Below are 20,386 nucleotides of genomic sequence, written 5' to 3'. Positions count from 1 at the left end.
ACCATGTTTTCCCCCCGTCGTTCCCTATTCGCTCGCGCCCTGCTGGCCACCCTAACTCTGGCAATCTCCGGCAGCGTACTCGCGCAGAGCGGCGATTTCCCCGGTGGCGACCTGGAGGACCTCAAGCAGGAAGTATTGAAGCTCAACCGGGATCTGCTGGTACTGGAAGAAGACCTGCTATTCCCGGCACAGAGTCAGGTGGCGGTATACGTGTCCATGGATGTTGGCCACTTTTTTGACCTGGATACGGTCAAATTACATATCGACAACAAGCTGGTGGAAACGCACCTGTACACCAAGCACCAGAAAAAGGCCCTGTACCGCGGCGGTATCCAGCCCCTGTTCAAGGGCAATCTGAAATCCGGCGAGCACACCATCACCGCCTATTTCACCGGCATCGGACCGGAACAGCGTGAATTCAAGCGCGCCGCCACCATCGAGCTGAAAAAAACCGACGAACCCGCGGTGATCGAACTGCGTATTTCCGATTCCAGCGGTAAGCAACAGCCGGAATTTACCGTCGTACAGTGGCCCGCCCCCTGAGCCCGCCATGCTGTTTGCCGCTGTGAATAACATCTCTCCCATGCGACTGGCACTGGCCCTGTCGGCACTGATTGCGGGCGTCGCACTGCCAGCCGTCGCTGAAGAGCGCCCTGCACCCCCCGACAAAAAATTTCAGCAGGCGCAAGATATGCGCTACGGCGCTGCCCTGTATCACTATTTTCAGGGCAACACCTTCGATGCCCTGAGCACACTGATGGTATCCGACCTACGCGGCGGCATTGCCCACCATGCGGACAACGCCGACCTGATTCGCGGCGGTATCAGCCTGGCCTTTGGCCTTGAACGCCAGGCCGCGGATTTGTTTGAAAAACAGTTGCAGAAAACAGCGGATGAAGACAACCAGCAGCGCATCGCCCGTTTCCGGGAGATCGCCTGGCTCAAGCTGGCGGAACTGAATTACCGTCATCAGAACTGGGATACCGCGGCCAATCAGCTGCACAAATCCGGCGCTATTCACCAGTCCACGCTCACCCTGAACCTGGCAATTCGCAGTGGCGACCTGGAGCAGGCGAAGCAGCTTTTGGCGATGGCTGACCTGCCCCTGGCGGAGCAAGTACTCGGCCACAACAACCTCGCTGCTGCCTTCGCCCGCGACCAGCAGCTGGTGGCCGCTGCCGGTGAATACCAGCGCGCTGCGGCGCTGGTGGAACAACACCCGGATGCCGGCGAAGAACTGCGCATACTGCGCGACAAGGCACGCATCGGCGCCGGTTATGCGCTGGCGCTCAACGGAGACCACAAGGGCGCAGCGCGAGAATTCCGCGGCGTGCGCCTGGACACACCCTGGTCGGGCGACGCCCTGCTGGGGCTCGGCTGGGTATCGGTGAACGGCGGCGATCATCAGCAGGCCGTTGATGCACTCGGCTACCTGATCGATAAAAACCCTCTGTCCCCACAGGTACAGGAAGCACTACTGGCCCTGCCATACAGTTACGAAGCGCTGGACAGGCCCAGACTCGCGTTACAGTCCTACCTGCACGCGGAACAACAGTACCAGCAAGCGCTTAATGACCTGGAGGCGCTGCAACAGGCTTCTGCAGATTTACAATTTCCCCTGCCTGCGGAAACCGAAACCCTCAACCTGCAGCGTTACGGTTGGCTCGAAGATGCCGAGACCCCGGCACTTATTCGCAAGAACCAGCGCTACCTGCTACAGATGATGCAGAGCGATCGCCTGCAGTTGCAGCTGTCGGAATTGCGCGACCTGCACCAGCTCACCCGGGTACTCGAACGCTGGCAAACACGTCTGCCGGAATTCCACACCCTGATCGATGAGCGCGAACAACGCCGCGTCGCCATTGTGCAGCAGCACGACAGCGCCCAGTACGACCAGCAGGTGCAGATTGCTGAACAGGAACTCGCGAGACTGAAAGCTTCGCTGACGCGTATCGAGGCGGACCAGGACGGGCTCGCCATGCTCGCCGCAACCGAGAGTGAAGCAACCGAATACCTCGATATGTTGCGCGCGGCGGAAGTGCGCTACCAGCGCCTGAACAGGGCCGGCAAAACCAGCAACTACCAGCAGCAAACCCTGGCCCGCGCCCGCGGTATTCTGCAGTGGCAGGCCGCGGATCAGTATCACCATAACCTGTGGCAGAAACGCAAAACCATCGATGCGCTGGAACAACAACTTGTTGAGGCCGCCCAGCGCCAGCGCCGTGTGGCACGCATCACCGCAGAAGCGCCGCAACTCAATCTTCTGGCCGGCAGCGTCGACGACGCCGGCCTGCGTCTGGCACAACAGCATCGTGCCGTCGACCGCGCCAGCCACACCATTCAAAACCAGATCCGCCAGGATCTGCACCAGGCCCTCGGCACAGCAAAGCAGAGGGTCGCCCAGTACATGGCGCACACCCGTCTTGCCATTGCGCGTATTCAGGACGCCACCATACAAGGCATATATGACGCGCCCGCCGAGCAGCCCGCTGCGGAAACAGTACAACCGGCGGCGGAGGAGCAGTCGTGAAGTCCACCTGGCCACGCAAAAGATTCCTCGCCCTCGCAATTTGTGCCAGCGCCTCCCTTGGTGGCTGTGCCAGCCAGTTCGACCCGGGTACCACGCTGGCAAATCTGCCTGCAGCAACCCTGCCACCGGAACCGCAGGTTGAACTGCCCCGTGTAGCGCTGCCGGTGCTGATCGACAGCTACGAAAAAGCACTCGCAGCCAACCGCGATCCGAAAACCCGCCGCCAGATCCAGTTGCGTCTCGCCGACCTGGAAATGGAACGCCTCGAGCAACTACAGGCGGACAACCCGGAAATGGCCGTGGCCTACAGCGAGGCAGTACGCCACTACGAGGCGCTGCTGCAGACTTCCGCCGACGACGATTACCTGGCCTACCGCCTGGCACGCGCGCGCGCACTCGATGGCAACCTACCCGGCTCGCTGCAGGCACTGGAAAATATCGTCGACACCGCCCCGGAATCCCCGTTTATCGCCGAGGCGCTGTTCCGTCGCGGCGAGGCAGCCTTCAGTCAGAAAAAATACCGCGCGGCGGAGCGCGACTTCGCCGCGGTGCTCACGCAAGGTGAATCGCCCTTCACACAAAACGCCCGCTATATGCTCGGCTGGAGCCAGTTCAAGGACGCGCGCTATCGCGATGCCAGCAATACGTTCCTCGGCTTGATGGACCTGCTGCTCGCAGAGGACCAACCAGAGAAGCGCCCGCTGGAAGAACTGGAAAAGGGGGAGCGCCGCCTTGCCGACGACACCCTGCGGGTACTGGCACTCGGCTTTAACTATCTCGGTGGTGCCGAGGTCATCGAATCATTCAATCCGCAACAGCCAGATACAAACAGCACAGGCCAAAGCGGCCGCAGCTACCAGCACCTGCTGTATCGCGCGCTCGGCGACTGGTATGCGGAGAGCGAACGCTACCGCGACGGTGCCCAGACTTTCCTCACCTACGTAGAGAAGAACCCACAGAGCCGCGAAGCGCCGGCCATGCATGTGCGCGCGGTTGAAATCCTCCAGCAGGGCAACTTCCCCAGCGAGGTAGTGCCGGCCAAGCGCGAATTTGTCACTCGCTACGGAATCCGCAGCCTGTACTGGCAAAATGCCGACGAAGAGTTACACAGCGAATTGCGCGGTTTCCTGAAACCCTGGTTGGAGGAGCTGGCGCGCTTCGATCACGCGCGCGCACAGGCACTTGCCAAAGAAGCGGGCAATGCCAAAAACAACCGGAAAACCGTTGCGCGCGCCGAGCGTGAATCCCGTGCAGCGTTCCTGGCGGCCGCAGAGCTCTACAGTGAGTTTATCGAGACCTTCCCGGGCGATGACAAGACTCCACTGCTCACCTTCCTGATGGCGGAAAGCCTGAACGACGGTGGCGAGTACGCGCGCGCTTTTGACGCCTACAACCGGGTCGCCTGGGGCTTTACCGAGGAAACTCAGCAAACTCCCGCCAACGCCGTCGAGGCAGGCTACGCCGCCATCCTGATGGCCGGCGAAATGCACAAGCGGGAAAAAGAGGTGGAGCTGGCGAACCTGTGGCTCGACCGCAAGACCGAGACCAGCCTGCGCTTCGCCGACTCCTGGCCGGGTGACCGGCGCGCACTGCCAGTACAACTGGACGCAGCACACAACCTGTTCGAACAGTACCGCCACGCCGAGACCATTGCCGCTGCAGAGAAGGCCGCTGGCTGGCAACCGCCGCCCAATGCCAAGCAGCGCCGCAGTATCCTGATACTGCTCGGGCACAGTCATTTCGAGACCGAGAACTTCCCCGCAGCGGAAAACGCCTACTCCCAGCTGCTGGCCGGCATGGCCTCCACGGATCCGGAGTACCTGAACACCCGCGATCGCCTGCAGTCCTCCATATACAAGCAGGCAGAAATCATTCTCAAGCAGGTGCAACTCACCACCGACAGTATGGAATTCGTGGCACCCACGGAAGAAGCCATCGCGCTGCTATTGCGGGTGCGCGACAGCGGCCGCTCTTCCATTGCCGCTACCGCTCAGTTCGACGCCATCAACCAGCTTATGCGGCTCAAACGTTGGCCGCAGGCGCAGGCGGAGCTGGCGGATTTCCGCAAACATTATCCAGAGAACAAGCTCACACCTTCCCTGACCGCGAAAGCGGTGGCGATTTACCAGGGTATGGATATGCCGGAAGCCGCCGCTAGCGAACTGATGGCCCTGGCCAACAGCGACCCGGATCCGCGCGTGCGCCGAGACTCCCTGTACCTCGCCGCGGAGCAGTTCGAGCAGTCCGGCAATACCGGCCGCGCCATCGAAGCCTATCGCCAGTATGCACGCCAGTGGCGCGAACCGGCGCTGCAGAATCTGGAAGCCCAGTATCAACTGGTCTCGCTGTACGAAAAAGCCGGCAACCAGCGCGAGCGCAACTTGTGGATAAACAGCCTTGCGGGCAACAAGGTTTCGGAGCCACGCGGACGCTACCTCGCTGCCTACGCGCGTAACGAACTGGCGGAGCAGAGCTACGCCCGCTTTGAGCGCCAGAAGCTTACCCTGCCGCTGAAGCAGAGCCTCAAGAATAAGAAGCAGGCGATGGAAGCAACCGTAGCCGATTACAAGAAAGTGCTGGATTTCGGTATTTCCGAATTCACCACCGCGGCCAATTTCCGTCTCGCCGAAATTTACCGTCAGCTCAGCCGTGACCTGATGGATTCCCAGCGCCCCAACGGCTTGAGCCCGCTGGAACTGGAGCAGTATGAAATCCTGCTGGAGGAGCAGGCTTATCCATTTGAGGAAAAGGCCATCGAGCTGCACGAAGCCAACGTGAAGCGAACTGCGGACGGCGTATACGACGACTGGGTAAAAAACAGTTTCTCGTCACTGGAAAACTTGCTCCCCGCACGCTATCGCAAACCCGAAACCACGGTGGAGTGGAGCGATGCGGCTTACTGATATGACACTCTTGTTGAAAACCCCTAGAAATGTGCTTCTGGCAACACTCTGCTCGGTGCTGCTGAGCGCCTGTGCCGGCAACCCAACCGCGCCCACTGACACCACTGCAACACTGGAGGAGTCGGGCAAACGCATTGTCAGCCCCAACCCTTATCTCGCTGGACCCTCCAGCGTACCGACCGGCGCCAAGCAGGGCATTAGCCGCGCACGGGACTATTTTTTGCAACAACAATACGCCGCCGCAGAAACGGAGCTGCAACAGGTAGTGACCCAATGGGCCGCGCTCTCCGGAGCCTGGCTGAACCTGGCCAAAGTGCAGCTGAAGCTGAACAAGCCCGAGCAGGCCGAAGCCAGCCTGAAGCAGGCAGCCACCGTCAACGAGAACAATGTATTCGCCTGGAATACCCTCGGTGTCTTGCTGCGTGATCAGGGTCGCTTTGAGGAAGCCCGAACTGCCTACGAGAGTGCGCTGGCCCGCTGGCCGGATTTTGCCGCGGCACATCGCAATCTGGGTATTCTTTTTGATCTCTACCTGCACCAACCGGAACGAGCCTTGCATCACTACCGCGAAGCGCGCGCACTGGAGCCGGAGGAAGACCGGGTGCTGGTGGGATGGATCGTTGACCTGGAGCGGAGGCTGTAGCCGGTGATTAAAAAAATCTTGTCGGCACTCGCCGCGTATATACTGCTCGCCCCCGGTGTGGCGATATCACAGGAAGATAATGGTGAGGTGATTACCCTCGAATCCACAATTATCGGCAGCCAGGAACAGCCCAAGGTGCTGTATATCATTCCCTGGAAGCAGGCCAACAGCCTGGAAAAAATTGAAAGCACTTTGCCCAACGCCATCAACCACACATTTCAGCATCAGGAATACTCGGAGCTGCAGCGGGAAATAAAACTGCTGCAGCCAGATAATTCAGAACAGCAATAAAGCACCAGAACAATTTTTATAAACAAAAATCTTACGTCCCGGAGATTTGACCATGGAATTTTTCAACACACTGCTGCGTTTCTTCCAGAACGGCGGTCCCTTCATGTACCCCATCGCGCTGGTACTGGTGATCGGCATCGTTCTTGTAGTGGAGCGCTGGGTATTCCTGTCCCGCGCCAAAATGGCCAACCGCCGCGCTTACGGTCAAGTACTGCCGATGATGCAGCAGCGTAACTTTGCCGCCGCACTCAAGTTCTCTCAGGGTGAAAAAGCGCCGATGAGCCAGATCGTCGCCGCTGGCATTTCCACTGCCCAGCATGCGCGCAAGGATGAGAACATTGCCATGGCCATCGAGGAGAGCATCCTCGAAGCGGTGCCGCGCCTGGAAAAACGCACCAATTACCTGGCCACCCTCGCTAATATCGCCACCCTGCTGGGCCTGCTCGGCACCATTATCGGCCTGATCGCCGCCTTTACCGCGGTAGCCAATGCGGATCCGTCCGAGAAAGCGTCCATGCTTTCTTCCAGTATTTCCGTAGCCATGAACACCACCGCCTTCGGCCTGATCTCTGCGATTCCGCTGCTGCTCGCCTATTCCATGCTGCAGAACAAGACCAACGAGATTATCGACAGCCTGGAAATGGCCGGTGTGAAATTTCTCAATCTGATTACCCTGACCCGTGGCCAGAAAACTGAATCCGCGGCGCGCCCGGCAGCAAAAGCTGGCGCCACCGCCTGATTTGAGGCGACGTAAAACTAACGCGTAATCAGATAACAAGAGAGAGCCATGGCTATCCGACGCAGGCTGGAAACCGATCCGGATCTGGACATCACCTCATTTATGAGCCTGATGACCGTGCTGGTCCCCGTATTGCTGTTGAATATGGTGTTTTCCCATATTTCTGTGCTGAACCTTAACCTTCCGGGGTTGAGTGACCCCGCCGTTGAGGACCAGAAAGAAAATCGGCAGCTGGAGCTGGTGCTGCGCAAAGAGTACATCGACATCAACTATCCGGCGGGAATTCGCGTAAAGCGTATTGCCAACCGGGACGGAGAGCCGGATTTCAAGCTGGTGTCCGATGTATTGCAGGAAGTGAAACGGAGCCTGCGGGAAAAGGATATCGACAAGAAAGACCTGGTCATCCTCTCTGAACCGGGCACCCCCTATTGCACCCTGGTGACAGCCATGGATACCGCGCGCTCTTTCCGCGCAGTCGTGGCTGCCTCGGTAGTGGATGCGGAACTGTTTCCGCAGATCTCCCTGGGGGACGCGCCTGTGATTGACGCACAGGCAACAGACGAACAGCTGGCAGGCAACGGAATATGAAAGCGACGATCGGCGGAAAGCTGAAAGGGCGCAAGCAGCGCCGGCACAAGCAGACCAAGCTGAACCTGGTATCCCTGATGGATATCTTCACCATTCTGGTGTTCTTCCTGCTGGTGAACTCCTCTGAAGTGGAAGTACTTCAGGCAGACAAGACCATCAAACTACCGGAGTCCACGTCCACCGAGAAGCCGGACACCACAACCGTGGTACGGGTAAACGGAGAGCAGTTACTGGTGGGCAATCGCGTAATCGCGAATGTGGCACAGATTGATGCGAATAAGGAGCAGATACAACCACTGCTGAAAGAGCTCCAATACCTGGCCAGCCGCGCAGAGCCGCTGCCGGAAGAAAAGCAATCAGTGGGCCGCCCGGTGACCATTCTCGGGGATGAGGAAGTGCCCTACGCACTGCTCAAAAAAATCATGAATACCTGTGCCGCGGCGGACTACCGGGATATTGATCTCGCCGTCACCCAGACAGCACCGCAAGACCCGGCCGCACCGGCCGCCGGTCGCTGAAGGAGGGGCCGCAATCATGAGCACAGCGACCTTCCATTCAGCCAATTCAGTACTCGCCCAATCCCAGGGACGCCCGGCAATGATGCCGTGGCACTACTACAACTCCGTGTTGCCCTGGGCCTCTACCGAAGAAGAAGACCAGCGGTTTAGCAAGTTCCTCAAAAGCGGCATGGCAGCTTTTTTAGTGGTGGGCGCACTTTTTACTTTTATTCCTGCGCCGGAGCTTACCCGCGAGCAGGCCGAGAAACTGCCGCCGCAGCTTGCACGGGTGATTCTGGAAAAGAAAGAATTACCCAAACCGGTTGAAAAACCCAAGCCGAAACCGGTAGAGAAAAAGAAAGAAAAGCCAAAGGAAATAAAAAAAGAAAAACCCAAGCCAATTGAAAAGCCAAAGCCCAAACCAGAGCCGATCAAGACCGTAAAACCGAAGCCTTTGACCGAGAAGGCTCCGGCTGCGGAGGTCGCCAAGGCGCGGGAGAAGGCGGCTAATAGCGGCCTGATGCAGCTTCAGGACGACCTCATGGATATGCGCGACAGCCTCGACGTATCCCAGGTGGCCAATGCCAACAGCCTGGCCAGCGGCGCGGCAACAGCGCAGAAAATCGACCGTTCCCTGATCAGCGACAAGTCCAAGGCATCCAGCGGCGGCATCAATACCGGACAGCTGAGTCGCAATACCGGCGGTTCGGCCCTGTCTGGGCGTGAGACTACTCAGGTCGAAGTCGCTGAGGCCACAGTGGCGGCCAAGTCCAGCGCCAGGGAAGCGCGCCGCGAGCGCGGGACCCGCGGCGAGGAATCCATTCGCCAAGTAATGGAAGCCAACAAGGGGGCCATCTTCGCGATTTACAACCGCGCCCTGCGCCGCGATCCCACGCTTGCCGGCAAGGTGACCGTGAAGCTGGTGATCGAAGCCAACGGGACCATTTCCGCGGTCAGTCTCGTAAGTAGTGAGCTGGACAGCCCAGATCTGGAGCGCAAACTGTTGGCGCGGATCAGGCTGATCAATTTCGGCGCGGCCAACGTGCAGAAATCTACGCTCAACTACTCCATTGACTTCCTGCCCTCCTGACGAATACCGGCAACCTCGCCAGACTTCGCTCGCGGCCCACCGGTATTGTGTGGCCGCGAATGGAGCAACAGCCAGTACATCCTCCCTCCAGACCCGCCACGAAACATTCATTCCTGTCTTGGCGCAAAATTATTCCCTGCAATTTGCGCATCCGTACCAATTAGTGTTGGTTTTAAGCCTCAAAGCTGATACAAAAGTCTCAGCAATCTTGTGACGCAAATCACATTTGCGCACAGTGACGCATTTTGTAGAAAAATTGTACGGGCCTCCCTGGCACGGGATTCGGGATACTTAAGGACTCTCAGACGTGGCTAAAGAGATTCTAGAAACAAAACCAAAAACCGCGCTGTTGACGGATGTATGGGACGGCCGCAGAGCGCTGTTCGCCAAGCGTAAGACCGAGCTGGCACAGTTCAGGGTGGATGACCTGGTCAGCTCTATATTCAGTAATGGCCCCTTCTACCACTACGTGTTTGACCTGTTTGATCTGGAGCTGCTTTATGTAAGCCCTCAGGTAGAGCAGATGCACGACCTCGATCTGGAGACCGTCACATTCCAGGGTATTCTCGATCAGATTCACCCCGACGATATGGAATTTGTCGCTCGCGCCGAGGCTACCGCGATCCGGTTATTCCAGGAAAAAATCGGCATGCACAAGGTGAGCGACTATAAAATTTCCTACTGTTTCCGATTCCGGGTCAGAGGCGGCAGCTACCGCCTCTTCAACCACCAGTCGGTGGTACTGACGACCGATGGACAGGGCGGAATTGGCAAAGCACTCAACGTGCACACCGATATTTCTCACCTGACCGTTAGTAACAACCGGCGTCTCTCACTGATCGGGATGAACGGGGAGCCCTCCTATCTCAACCTCGCTGTCGATGGTCACGTAGACGATATTCGGGCTCGCGAGCCACTTTTTACCGCGCGTGAGATTTCGGTGATCAAGCTGGTGGCAAAGGGAATGACCAGTGCAGAAATTGGCCGGGAACTTTCACTATCGGAATTCACCATCAAAAATCACCGGAAAAGGATTTTGAAAAAGGCTGACTGTCAAAACATGAATCAACTTATGGCCCTGTGTATCACGGAGGGATTTATTTGAACCCTCAAACATGCCTATTGTGACTTTGCAGCATCATCGAGGATAAACCCGATTTTAATTCAGACATAACTGATCGATCGTCTAAAAACCGTGTGTCAGCTATTACTTTTTTTGCTATAAACCCAGAGCAGCTTCGCGATGGAAATCACATCTTTGTGATTGCAAACAGCATAAGAAGAAAAATTAAAAAAATCAGACGAGAACGGGGAAATGGGGTCGGATTTTCTAGAGCCACAAAAAAGTCCGAACCATCGGGCATGGCATAGTATTCCCGAATTTTTCGGCAAACGGGATATCGCCAGCTCCCAGCAACGCTATGAATTGGACCAGTTTATAGCAAGCACTTTCAGTGCGGGCAGCACATACTATTACGTGCTTGACGCCTCCAGGCGGGAAAAGCCCATGCTCGTCAGCCCTGCAATCAAACATATCCTCGGGCTGGACCCAGAGCTCACCACTATTCAGTCGATCATTGATCGGAGCCACCCGGACGATCTTCTCTTTACCAGCCGAGCGGAACAGACTGCGCTGTCATTATTGAAAAACCGCATTGGTATTGGGCGGATAAAGGACTACAAAATCTCCTACAGTGGAAGAATGCTCGTAGCGGACGGAAGTTATCGCCTGTTCAATCGCCAGGCGATCATTCTGGCAACCGATGACAGGTATCGCGCAACCAAAACGCTCTGTATCCATACGGACGTATCTCATCTCACCAATCGCAACAACCACAAACTCTCGCTGCTCGATCTTCACGGGCGGGAAAGCTTTCTGAATATCGACGTGCTCGATGAAGACGATAAACCCATGGCAACACATTCCGTGTTGACCAAGCGAGAACTGGAAGTGCTCAATCTGTTGAGTAGTGGGAGAACCAGTGTCGATATCGCAAAGATCATGAATATCTCTCCCAATACGGTAAAAAACCACCGGAAAAATATCCTCAAAAAAGCCAACTGCAAAACGACCGGTCAGCTGATCTCCAAGTGCATGAGTGAAGGGTTGATTCAGCAATAAGTGAATAAAGCTTCGGGAAGCGGTCACAAATTCACGCTAATTTCATCGAATTTGATCAGTAAGAGCTATTGTTGAATTTCGGTAACAGGCGCATTCTATCCATCGAGCGGGTCAGTTTCTCAGAGAGAGAAATTGGCCGGAATGGAAACCGCGCTCACCAACATTCTTCATCCTGTGAGTTGGTTATCAGCCGCAAGGCTGGCTCTGGGTAAGCCAGGAGGGCTTACTTCAGAGCATCTTTATTTCTCTCCAGTATTTCTTTCCCGCCGCCATTTTCAACGCAAGCGCTGCGATCAATTCAAATCGGCCGCGTACTGCCGCAAAACTTCCAACGGAACAATTTCCAAAGCCCGTACGTGAGTGCGCTGCAAAAACACCCGCGGTGCCATATTGGCCTGCTCCGCCTCCAGCCAGCGCGCCGCACACAGGCACCAGCGATCTCCCGGGTTCAGCCCCGGAAATCCGAATTCCTCTACTGGAGTACTCAGGTCATTGCCACGATCACGTGAAAATCGTAAGAAATCCCGGGTCACTTCAACACAGACCGTGTGGGACCCCATATCCTGATCGTTGGTATTACAGCAGCCATCGCGGAAGAACCCGGTCAGTGGGTCGCTACTGCAGGGGATGAGGGGCTCACCGAACACATTCTTCGAATCGTGCATTTCCAGTGTGATTGCCATGCTCATTCCTCTTCACTTTGTAAGTTGATCAAGTGTCTGCCCAACATTTCTATCAGGCGGTCTTGCGCAATTATATGTGCGCAATGGTAGCGCCCAGAAGGCCCAATTACAGGCGCTTACAAATAGGGGCATACCGCGCCAATCGCCTTCGGACCTGTGTTATCGTTGCAGGCCCTGTTGCCGGCTCCGGTTTTCTACTGGGAAACCGGCTTTGGATGTATGGCCGGCACCAAGAATGACAAAAAAAATCGATCAAGGAATTTCGACCATGAGCAGTGATATCTACAATGCGCCACAGGCCGAACTGGCGGCTGATCACGGCAGCAGCGCCAATATGGGCTCCATCCCCGGGGCACTCGCGGGGGATTACCAGGTCGCCATCGGCGATACCCTGAGTGAAGCGTGGGCCAAGACCAAGGGCAACAAGGGCACCGTGTGGCTGGGCGTTCTGCTGTACATGGTGGCTTATGTCGCTATTTCATTAATTGCCACCATGGTTACCGGCCAGTCGTTCACCGACCCGGAAGCCAATCAGGGCGTGGGCGCGTTGCTTTCCCAGCTGATTATCCTTTTTGCCACAGCACCCCTTGTCGCCGGCATGATCATGATCGGCGTGAAAATCGCGCGTGAAGAAGAAGTTTCCGGCACCGAAGTATTCGCCCATTTCGACAAGATACTGCCACTGGCACTGGGCATGATTCTCATGTACCTGCTGGTGGGACTGGGCTTTGTACTGCTGATCTTGCCCGGTATCTATCTGATGATCGGTTACCTGATGATGATGCCCCTGATCGTCGACAAAAACATGGGCCCCTGGCAGGCTCTGGAAACCTCTCGCAAAGCGATCACCAAGCACTGGTTCCCGGTATTTGGTTTTGCCATCGTGATGATGCTGCTGTACGTCGCCGGCTTTCTGGCGCTTTTGATCGGCCTTATCTGGGCAATTCCGATTCTGAGCATCGCTTACGGTATCCTGTACCGCAATATGTTTGGCGGCCATGAAGCCAATCCGGAAATGTGATTTCCAGTCCGGAGGAAGCACTGCGACAAGCAGCGCCCCCTCCGGAGCTTTCTGGATGCACCTTCAGGTTTATCTCAGAATTCCCATGTCGCACAAGCCGTAGTTCTGCCCGATGCCAAACAACAGCCCGTCTTCGTCACACCCGCCTGCCGATATCACCGGCCTCGACACCCTGTACGAAATTGAAACCCCCGAAGGGATCGATCTCACTGCACAGGTCGCGGGTCCTGTGCCGCGCATGCTGGCCTATTCCGTCGACCTGTTTTACCGCACGCTGATCTTGATCGTACTCGGGATAGCGATGACCATCGCGGGCGACGCCGGAGTGGGCATCTGGCTACTGGTATCGTTTGTGCTCGAGTGGTTTTACCCGGTTGTGTTCGAGGTAATGCGCGGTGGTCAGACCCCTGGCAAGCGTGCGTTTTCCATTGCCGTGGTCAACGACAACCTCACCCCCATCGGCTGGGGCCCGTCCATCATGCGTAACCTGCTGCGTTTTGCGGACTTCCTACCCTTCGGTTATTGCGCAGGCATTATCAGTATGACCTGCAGCCGGGACTTCCAACGCCTCGGCGATCACGCCGCGGGTACTCTCGTGATACACCGGGAAAATGCCTCGGCATCTGCCGCACTGCCGCAGGTCACGCCGCTAGCACCACCGCGCGGACTGCAACTGGAAGACCAGCAGGCCATCGTAAGCCTGAGTGAGCGCAGCCAAGAGCTGAGCCGCGCTCGGCAACGGGAACTGGCAGACCTGCTGCAACCGATTACTGGTAAATCAGGGGATGATGGACTTAATCGGCTGCACGGCATCGGGCGCTGGCTGCTCGGCGCGCGCTCAGCCGAAGACCACAAAGACAGTGGATCAAAAACGAATAAGCGGGTGGGTGGCCAGTGAAACAGCGGGATTTTGAGCAGCGCCACCAACCCCTGTGGCTGCAATTGGAGAACACGCTCGCCGGCTACCGGAAAAATGCAGCCGTTGAAAGCGAGAGCGCCGGATTGATCGAGGACCTGCCGGCAAGTTACCGACGTCTGTGCCAGCATCTTGCCGTGGCCAAAGAGCGCCAGTACACGAGCAACCTGATCGCGCGACTCAACCAGCTGGTAATGGCCTGCCATCAGCGGCTCTACCAGGAAAAGTCCGTATCCAGAAGCCGCTGGCTGGAATACCTGTTCAGTGGATTCCCCCGCGCGCTGCACGAGCAGGCCCGATTTGTCTGGCTGTCCTGCGCGCTGTTCCTGGCCCCGGCACTGGTGATGGGGCTCGGCAGCTACTGGAACGACTCGCTCATCTACGCCGTGATGTCACCGGAACAGGTGCTGCAGATCGAATCCATGTACGACCCGGCAAACCGGGTATTGGGGCGCGAACGCGGCTCGGATACCGATCTGCAAATGTTCGGTTTTTATATTAAGAAGAATATCGGAATCGCCTTTCGAACCTTTGCCTCGGGCATACTGTTCGGTATCGGTTCCATTTTCTTTATCGTATTCAACGGCGTTTTTCTCGGCGCAATTTTCGGGCATATCACCCGGGTCGGATTCGTCACCACTTTCTATCCATTTGTGATCGGACACGGTGCCTTTGAGCTGACCGCCATTGTGTTTGCCGGAGCCGCCGGCCTGCGCCTGGGACACTCCCTGGTTAATCCCGGTAACCTGAGTCGCCGGGAGTCCCTGCGCGTCGCCGGGCGCGACGCCATGAAAATCATGTACGGCACCTTTCTGATGCTGGTCATTGCGGCCTTTCTTGAGGCCTTCTGGTCGTCCAGCACCGAAGTCAGTATCGCGGTGAAACTCGCGGTGGGCGGCTTCTTCTGGTTGCTGGTCCTCGGCTACTGTTTCCTCGGTGGTCGCAACCAGCCTTCCGCGAATACACACACGGGGGGCCGGCTGTGAACCTCGATCGTCTCGCCGTGCGTGCCCGCCAGCGCTCGAGCTGGGAATCCGTTGACCTGGGAATTCTGTTGGCACGTCAGCACTGGCTTCAGTTGAGCACCCTTTGGCTGCTGCCCGCCGCCGCTCTGTTTGCACTGCTGGCTCTGATATTTCCCGACAGTCCCAACTGGATCATTTTCGTCATCTGGTGGCTGAAGCCCCTGTTCGATCGCCTGCCGTTGCTGGTGGCAAGCCGCAAACTGTTCAATGAACCCATGGGTTTCCGCGATGCCCTCGGCCAGTTTCGTCGCGCCAACAGCGCCGACTGGTTTCCCTGGTTGACCTGGCGGCGCCTGAGTTTTACCCGCGCCTTTGATCTACCGGTAACCGTGTTAGAAAATGCCCGAGGCAAAGCCCGTGCGGCTCGCCTCTCCCTGCTGCACCGTAAGGCCGCTAATGCCGCGAGCTGGCTGCACATCGTTGGCGTGCACGTGGAGATGATTCTCGGCCTCGGCCTGGCGGCACTTTTCTACCTGATGCTGCCGGAACAGATCGAGATTGACTGGATGCCGATACTGAATGACAGCAACTCGATCTACGCCTGGATTGCCAATGGTTTTACCCTGCTGATCATGGCCGCAGTAGCGCCGTTTTATGTGTGCGGTGGTTTCATGCTGTATATCGGCCGGCGAGTGGACCTGGAAGCCTGGGATATTGAAATCCATTTCCGCAAGCTGCGCGCGCGCTTGGAAATCCAACAAACTCGCGAGCGCAAACCGGCGCGTACATCGGCACCCCGCGCGACAGCAGTATCTCTCGCCTGCGCCCTGGGCCTGACACTGATCGTTGCCATCACCGGACCTCAGTCAGTACAAGCCGATGTCGCGACCCCGGCACAGGCAGAGGTACTGATCGACGAAGTGCTGGCAGAAGATGAATTCCACCAGCGCGAGAAAATCAGCAGCTGGCGCATGAAGGATTTCGAATCCCGCGAATACCGCTTCCCCGACTGGTTTATTGCTTTTATCGAGTGGCTAGAAGGACTGGGAAGCGACGAGCAGGAGGTCTCGGACTCAGACCCCGAGTTTGGCCCGTTGCTCGCCGGGATTATCGAGGTGCTGTTGTGGATCACCGCCATCGGTCTGGTTGTCTACCTGCTGTGGCATTTCCGTGATCATTTACGCAGCCTGCTCGGCTACCGGCCCAAAATTAAAAAAGCAGAGGTCGAACGCCCGGAAACTCTGTTCGGCCTGGATGTGCGCAGGGAAAGCCTGCCCGACGACGTTACCGCCGAAGTGTTGCAGTTATGGAATGCGGGCCATCAACGGGAGGCGATGGGGCTGCTGTACCGGGCGAGCCTGTCCAACCTGATCTCTCGTTTCGATTGCCCCTTCCGCGACCACCACACCGAGGCGGAATGCGCACAGCTGGTACGCGAGGAGGCCGATCAGGATCCACGCCTGCAACCCGCCCTGGTGCAATTTTTCGGCGTGCTGACAAAAACCTGGCAGCGCCAGGCCTATGCCCACCAGCCTCCCGCAGGCGCACAACTGGAATCCCTGTGCATTCAGTGGCAGCGGGTATTTCAGGATAAAGGCCTGGGCCGCGACGGCAAGGCACAGGAGGTGCAGCCGTGAAACTGAGCCGTATCGCGATCATTTGGGCTGTGCTGCTGCTCGCCGGCGCCACCGCATTGTTTCTTTTTTTCTTCGAGCGTCACACCGAAGAAGTCGACCTTGGCTTTGGCCCCGAGGCCCGTCGCAATCCGTTTCTCGCCGCCCAGCGCTTCCTCGATCGGCTGGATATCCCGCACCGCCGCGCTGACAACATCTCTATCGTTTCCACTCTGGACGACGGCGATGCCCTGTTTCTCGCCAGCTCCAGTCAGGTGTACAACCATGACCGCCTGTGGGAGTTGCTCGACTGGGTAGAAGCCGGCGGCCACGCCATTGTCATCGCCCATAGCGGTGACGGCGACAACGAGCAGGATCTGCTGCTGGAAACCCTTGGGCTGGAAGTCACTAACGGAGACCTGGACCTTTATTTCAATCGTCAGGTGCGGGAAGTGTTCGGTGAGGAAGCCAGCGATCTGCAGGACAAGACCGCCAGCGAAATGATGCGCGAGCACAACCGCAAGCTCGCGGAGAAGGAAAGCAAAAAAGACAAGCAAACATCTGACGCACAGGAGGGGGAACCCACACAGGACGAAGCAACGGCAGACGAGCAATCCCCGCGCAACCCGGATGTCGACCCGGAGCGACTGGTCAACCTCACCAGTGCCAGCGGCACCAGCTATGCCCTGTATTTTGATCCGCACCGGGTACTTACCCATGAGATGATGGGCCAGGGTTCAGATACCGATGTGGATGGCGGCCCCCTGCACTGGGTGCCCTTCCAGAAAGTTTCTACCGAAGCGCCGCTGGTTTATTACGAGCGGGGCCGCGGCCGCCTGACCCTGATGACCGATGGCGGCTTGTGGCGAAATCATCGCATCGGTGAATTCGACCACGCCTATTTTCTCGCACACCTTGTGGGCGAACGCGAACTGGTGATGATCACCCAGCCCCGCTTTGACACCCTCGGCACCCTGATTCAGCGCTACGCGCTTGAGCTGTTTTTTGCCGGACTGCTTGCCCTCGTGGCGTGGATCGCCAACCGCAGCCGCCGCTTCGGCCCTATGGCACCGGCAAGCGCCAGTGAGCGGCGCTCGCTACTGGAGCATATCCGCGCCTGTGGATACTTTTACTGGCGTCATGACAAGGGGGAGAGTCTTTTCCTCCAGGCCCGCAAACCGCTGCTGGTAAAACTCAGCGGTAACCGCCAATTGAGCGAAGACCGCCAACAGGAGATCGCCGAAGTCATGGCGGAGAAAACCGGGCTGGCGGCGCGAGAGATATTTGACACCCTGTGGGGCAAGGCGCCCCGCAGCCAGGACGACTTTACCGCGCGACTGCGCAGCATTCAGATCATCGAGGCCGCCCTATGAGCGAAACGATCAGCGAAACTATTAGCCAAAATACGAGCGAAACCAGCCTGGACCAGAACCCGGTAAATGCTATCGACAGCGAAGCTCCAGTCGACAATCGCTGGCAGCAGGCCAGCGCCCGGGTGAACGCGCTGCGTGAACGTATCAACCAGGTGGTGATTGGCCAGCAGGCGGTAGTGGATCAGGTACTGATCGCACTACTCGCTGGTGGCCACGTGTTGCTGGAGGGCGTGCCCGGACTCGGCAAAACCCTGCTGGTACGCAGCCTCGCCCGCGGCTTCGGCGGCGACTTCCGCCGTATCCAGTTCACCCCCGACCTGATGCCCGCCGATGTCACCGGCCATGCCATCTACCACATGGCCGAGAGCCGCTTTGAGGTGCGCCGCGGCCCGGTGTTTACCAACCTGCTACTGGCGGACGAGATCAACCGCGCCCCCGCCAAAACCCAGGCCGCACTGCTGGAAGTAATGCAGGAACACCAGGTCACCATCGATGGGGAAACCCACGCTACCCCGCAACCGTTTATGGTACTGGCCACCCAGAACCCGGTGGAACAGGAAGGCACCTACCCGCTGCCGGAAGCGGAGCTGGACCGTTTCCTGCTCAAGGTGTTGATCGATTTCCCCAGCCAGCAAGCAGAAGAGCAGCTGGCGGCGGCGGCCAGCGGCGGACATATCGAAAACAAACTGCGTGATTCAGTACAGGCAGTGTTTGATGCCGACGAATTGCAACAGCTGCAGGTACTTGTGCCGCAGATCCAGGTGGATCAGCAGGTACTCGGCTACGCCGTGCGCCTGGTACGCGCCACCCGCGAGTCCTCCCAGCTGCGTCGCGCCGCCGGCCCCCGCGCCAGTATCGGCCTGATTCTTGCGGCTCGCGCCCACGCCCTGCTGGAAGGCCGCGAGTTTGTGCTGCCGGACGATATCAAGGCCATGGCCATCCCGGTGATGCGCCATCGCGTGGCGGTATCCCCGGATATGGAGATTGATGGTGAAACCGCCGACTCCGTGCTGGCGCAGATCATCGAGTCCGTGGAGGCGCCGCGGCTGTGAAGCCCTCTCCGCTCCTGATCCGGTTACTGCTGATTGCCACCGGCTGCGCGCTGGCGGTCAGCGCCGCGCGTATCTGGTTGCCCACTGCGGCCGGCTTGCTGAGCAGTGCCTGGTGGCTGGGTATGGGCACGCTGGCGCTTGCGGCATTGCTGGACTTCGCTACCGGCCGGCGCACCGACGGCCTCGATGGCCGCCGCAGTCTGCCCGGCAACCTCGCACTGGGCGTCGAGCAGGACATCGGCCTGAGCCTCCGCAACCACGGTCTGCGCCCACTGCGGCTACTGGTATCCGACCAGCTGCCGACACAACTGTGCAGCGCCGATCTGCCGCTGCAGGTCCAGTTAAATCCGGGACAGGAAATCCACGCAAACTACACGGCCACACCGGTACACCGGGGTCTCGCCGCATTCGGCCGCATCGAGGTACTGGCCAGCTCGCCGTGGCAGTTGTGGCAGTGCCGGGTACTGCTTGGCGAACCCCAAGATGCCAAGGTCTATCCCAATTTTCTCGGCATTTCCTCACTGCAGGCGCTGTCTACGGAACAGTCCCTACGCTATCTGGGTGTGCACCAGCAGCAGCGCCGCGGTGAAGGGCTGGACTTTCGCCAGCTGCGCGAATTCCGCCAGGGCGACAGCCAGCGTCAGGTGGACTGGCGGGCCAGCGCGCGCATGCAGAAACTGATCAGCCGGGAATACCAGGACGAGCGCGACCAGGAAATCATTTTCCTGCTGGACTGCGGCCGCCGCATGCGCACCCGCGACGGCGATCTGAGTCACTTCGACCACGCGCTCAACGCGCTGCTGTTATCCGCCTACGTAGCGATACGCCAGGGCGACGCGGTGGGCCTGCAGTGTTTTGCCGGCAGCCACAGCCGCTTGCCGCCGGTAAAAGGCGAGGGCGGTATCAACCTGCTGCTGAATCACGTCTACGACCTGCACTCGGGCACTGCCCACAGCGATTACACCGCCGCCGCCGAACAGTTGCTGGCCCGCCAGCAGCGACGCGCGCTGGTGATCCTGCTGACCAATGTACGGGACGAAGACAACGAAGACCTCACCGCCGCGGTACAGCAGCTCTCCCGCCACCACCTGGTGATGGTGGCCTGCCTGCGCGAACGGGCGCTGGATGAATTGCTGGAAAAGCCGGTAGGCGACTTTGACGATGCACTATTAAACGGTGCGGGAAGAGACCTGGTGGCGCGTCGCGAGCGGCTGCTGCAACAACTGCGCGCACGCAATACGATTCTGGCAGACGCCCTGCCCTCGCAAATGCATATGTCGCTGGTGGAAACCTACTGGCAACTGAAGCGCAGTGGTAGACTCTGACCCCGGGATTATCGCTTTTTCCAGACGAACCACCC

The 20,386-nt window shown here is 58.2% G+C and carries 19 protein-coding genes; 18 read left to right on the top strand and 1 reads right to left on the bottom strand.

Annotated features, from left to right (window positions below; all coding sequences use genetic code 11):
* Positions 1-3 precede the first annotated feature (3 nt).
* From LC059_RS09215 to LC059_RS09165, 11 genes are all read left to right on the top strand, one after another.
* The gene (locus tag LC059_RS09215; RefSeq protein ID WP_226703557.1) at positions 4-543 is read left to right on the top strand and encodes an AraC family transcriptional regulator; all 540 of its coding nucleotides are present in this window, start codon (positions 4-6) and stop codon (positions 541-543) included.
* Between the two features lie 7 nt (positions 544-550).
* Positions 551-2,530 (top strand): hypothetical protein, encoded by a 1,980-nt coding sequence (locus LC059_RS09210; RefSeq protein ID WP_226703556.1) that lies wholly within the window; start codon positions 551-553, stop codon positions 2,528-2,530.
* Entirely contained in the window at positions 2,527-5,433 is a 2,907-nt protein-coding gene (locus LC059_RS09205; RefSeq protein WP_226703555.1) for a tetratricopeptide repeat protein, read from the top strand. The genes LC059_RS09210 and LC059_RS09205 overlap by 4 nt, the downstream gene beginning before the upstream one ends.
* A complete protein-coding gene (locus LC059_RS09200; protein WP_226703554.1) occupies positions 5,420-6,076 on the top strand; it encodes a tetratricopeptide repeat protein in 657 nt (218 codons plus the stop codon). The genes LC059_RS09205 and LC059_RS09200 overlap by 14 nt, the downstream gene beginning before the upstream one ends.
* Before the next feature lie 3 nt (positions 6,077-6,079).
* Complete coding sequence (locus LC059_RS09195) at positions 6,080-6,367, top strand: hypothetical protein (protein WP_226703553.1); 288 nt, start codon at positions 6,080-6,082, stop codon at positions 6,365-6,367.
* 52 nt (positions 6,368-6,419) lie between these two features.
* Complete coding sequence (locus LC059_RS09190) at positions 6,420-7,106, top strand: MotA/TolQ/ExbB proton channel family protein (RefSeq protein ID WP_226703552.1); 687 nt, start codon at positions 6,420-6,422, stop codon at positions 7,104-7,106.
* Between the two features lie 48 nt (positions 7,107-7,154).
* On the top strand, positions 7,155-7,694 hold the full coding sequence (locus LC059_RS09185) for an ExbD/TolR family protein (RefSeq protein ID WP_226703551.1): 540 nt from the start codon (positions 7,155-7,157) through the stop codon (positions 7,692-7,694).
* On the top strand, positions 7,691-8,212 hold the full coding sequence (locus LC059_RS09180) for an ExbD/TolR family protein (protein WP_226703550.1): 522 nt from the start codon (positions 7,691-7,693) through the stop codon (positions 8,210-8,212). The genes LC059_RS09185 and LC059_RS09180 overlap by 4 nt, the downstream gene beginning before the upstream one ends.
* Positions 8,213-8,228: 16 nt before the next feature.
* Entirely contained in the window at positions 8,229-9,281 is a 1,053-nt protein-coding gene (locus tag LC059_RS09175) for an AgmX/PglI C-terminal domain-containing protein (protein ID WP_226703549.1), read from the top strand.
* A 307-nt stretch (positions 9,282-9,588) separates the two neighbouring features.
* Positions 9,589-10,386 carry a LuxR C-terminal-related transcriptional regulator gene (locus tag LC059_RS09170; protein ID WP_226703548.1) on the top strand — a complete coding sequence of 266 codons (798 nt, stop codon included), beginning with the start codon at positions 9,589-9,591 and terminating at the stop codon, positions 10,384-10,386.
* Positions 10,387-10,788: 402 nt separating this feature from the next.
* A complete protein-coding gene (locus tag LC059_RS09165; RefSeq protein ID WP_226703547.1) occupies positions 10,789-11,403 on the top strand; it encodes a LuxR C-terminal-related transcriptional regulator in 615 nt (204 codons plus the stop codon).
* A 293-nt stretch (positions 11,404-11,696) separates the two neighbouring features.
* Here LC059_RS09165 and LC059_RS09160 read toward each other — a convergent pair whose 3' ends face one another.
* Positions 11,697-12,086, bottom strand: a complete 390-nt coding sequence (locus LC059_RS09160) for a DUF2237 family protein (protein WP_226703546.1) — start codon at positions 12,084-12,086, stop codon at positions 11,697-11,699.
* Between the two features lie 268 nt (positions 12,087-12,354).
* Here LC059_RS09160 and LC059_RS09155 point away from each other — a divergent pair, with 268 nt between their 5' ends.
* From LC059_RS09155 to LC059_RS09125, 7 genes are all read left to right on the top strand, one after another.
* Entirely contained in the window at positions 12,355-13,107 is a 753-nt protein-coding gene (locus LC059_RS09155) for a hypothetical protein (RefSeq protein ID WP_226703545.1), read from the top strand.
* 112 nt (positions 13,108-13,219) lie between these two features.
* Positions 13,220-14,005, top strand: coding sequence for an RDD family protein (locus tag LC059_RS09150; RefSeq protein ID WP_226703544.1), 786 nt, complete (start codon positions 13,220-13,222; stop codon positions 14,003-14,005).
* The gene (locus LC059_RS09145) at positions 14,002-15,009 is read left to right on the top strand and encodes a stage II sporulation protein M (RefSeq protein ID WP_226703543.1); all 1,008 of its coding nucleotides are present in this window, start codon (positions 14,002-14,004) and stop codon (positions 15,007-15,009) included. Before LC059_RS09150 ends, LC059_RS09145 begins: the two co-directional genes overlap by 4 nt.
* Positions 15,006-16,625 carry a DUF4129 domain-containing protein gene (locus tag LC059_RS09140; protein WP_226703542.1) on the top strand — a complete coding sequence of 540 codons (1,620 nt, stop codon included), beginning with the start codon at positions 15,006-15,008 and terminating at the stop codon, positions 16,623-16,625. Before LC059_RS09145 ends, LC059_RS09140 begins: the two co-directional genes overlap by 4 nt.
* A complete protein-coding gene (locus LC059_RS09135) occupies positions 16,622-17,974 on the top strand; it encodes a DUF4350 domain-containing protein (RefSeq protein WP_226703541.1) in 1,353 nt (450 codons plus the stop codon). The genes LC059_RS09140 and LC059_RS09135 overlap by 4 nt, the downstream gene beginning before the upstream one ends.
* Before the next feature lie 47 nt (positions 17,975-18,021).
* On the top strand, positions 18,022-19,026 hold the full coding sequence (locus LC059_RS09130; RefSeq protein ID WP_413231561.1) for an AAA family ATPase: 1,005 nt from the start codon (positions 18,022-18,024) through the stop codon (positions 19,024-19,026).
* Positions 19,023-20,351, top strand: a complete 1,329-nt coding sequence (locus LC059_RS09125; protein WP_226703539.1) for a DUF58 domain-containing protein — start codon at positions 19,023-19,025, stop codon at positions 20,349-20,351. The genes LC059_RS09130 and LC059_RS09125 overlap by 4 nt, the downstream gene beginning before the upstream one ends.
* Positions 20,352-20,386: the final 35 nt, after the last annotated feature.

Origin of the sequence: Microbulbifer elongatus (assembly GCF_020524885.1) — a bacterium.
GTDB classification, from domain to species: domain Bacteria; phylum Pseudomonadota; class Gammaproteobacteria; order Pseudomonadales; family Cellvibrionaceae; genus Microbulbifer; species Microbulbifer elongatus_A.
Note: the sequence above shows the minus strand (reverse complement) of the source record. Positions and strands in the feature narration are given on the sequence as shown.

What these genes read in the sequence shown, in the direction of transcription:
- LC059_RS09165 (WP_226703547.1), top strand. Translation starts at nt 10,789, where the DNA reads ATGCTCGTCAGCCCTGCAATCAAACATATCCTCGGGCTGGACCCAGAG.
- LC059_RS09210 (WP_226703556.1), top strand. Translation starts at nt 551, where the DNA reads ATGCTGTTTGCCGCTGTGAATAACATCTCTCCCATGCGACTGGCACTG.
- LC059_RS09175 (WP_226703549.1), top strand. Translation starts at nt 8,229, where the DNA reads ATGAGCACAGCGACCTTCCATTCAGCCAATTCAGTACTCGCCCAATCC.
- LC059_RS09185 (WP_226703551.1), top strand. Translation starts at nt 7,155, where the DNA reads ATGGCTATCCGACGCAGGCTGGAAACCGATCCGGATCTGGACATCACC.
- LC059_RS09215 (WP_226703557.1), top strand. Translation starts at nt 4, where the DNA reads ATGTTTTCCCCCCGTCGTTCCCTATTCGCTCGCGCCCTGCTGGCCACC.
- LC059_RS09160 (WP_226703546.1), bottom strand. Translation starts at nt 12,086, where the DNA reads ATGGCAATCACACTGGAAATGCACGATTCGAAGAATGTGTTCGGTGAG.
- LC059_RS09180 (WP_226703550.1), top strand. Translation starts at nt 7,691, where the DNA reads ATGAAAGCGACGATCGGCGGAAAGCTGAAAGGGCGCAAGCAGCGCCGG.
- LC059_RS09155 (WP_226703545.1), top strand. Translation starts at nt 12,355, where the DNA reads ATGAGCAGTGATATCTACAATGCGCCACAGGCCGAACTGGCGGCTGAT.
- LC059_RS09150 (WP_226703544.1), top strand. Translation starts at nt 13,220, where the DNA reads ATGCCAAACAACAGCCCGTCTTCGTCACACCCGCCTGCCGATATCACC.
- LC059_RS09200 (WP_226703554.1), top strand. Translation starts at nt 5,420, where the DNA reads ATGCGGCTTACTGATATGACACTCTTGTTGAAAACCCCTAGAAATGTG.
- LC059_RS09190 (WP_226703552.1), top strand. Translation starts at nt 6,420, where the DNA reads ATGGAATTTTTCAACACACTGCTGCGTTTCTTCCAGAACGGCGGTCCC.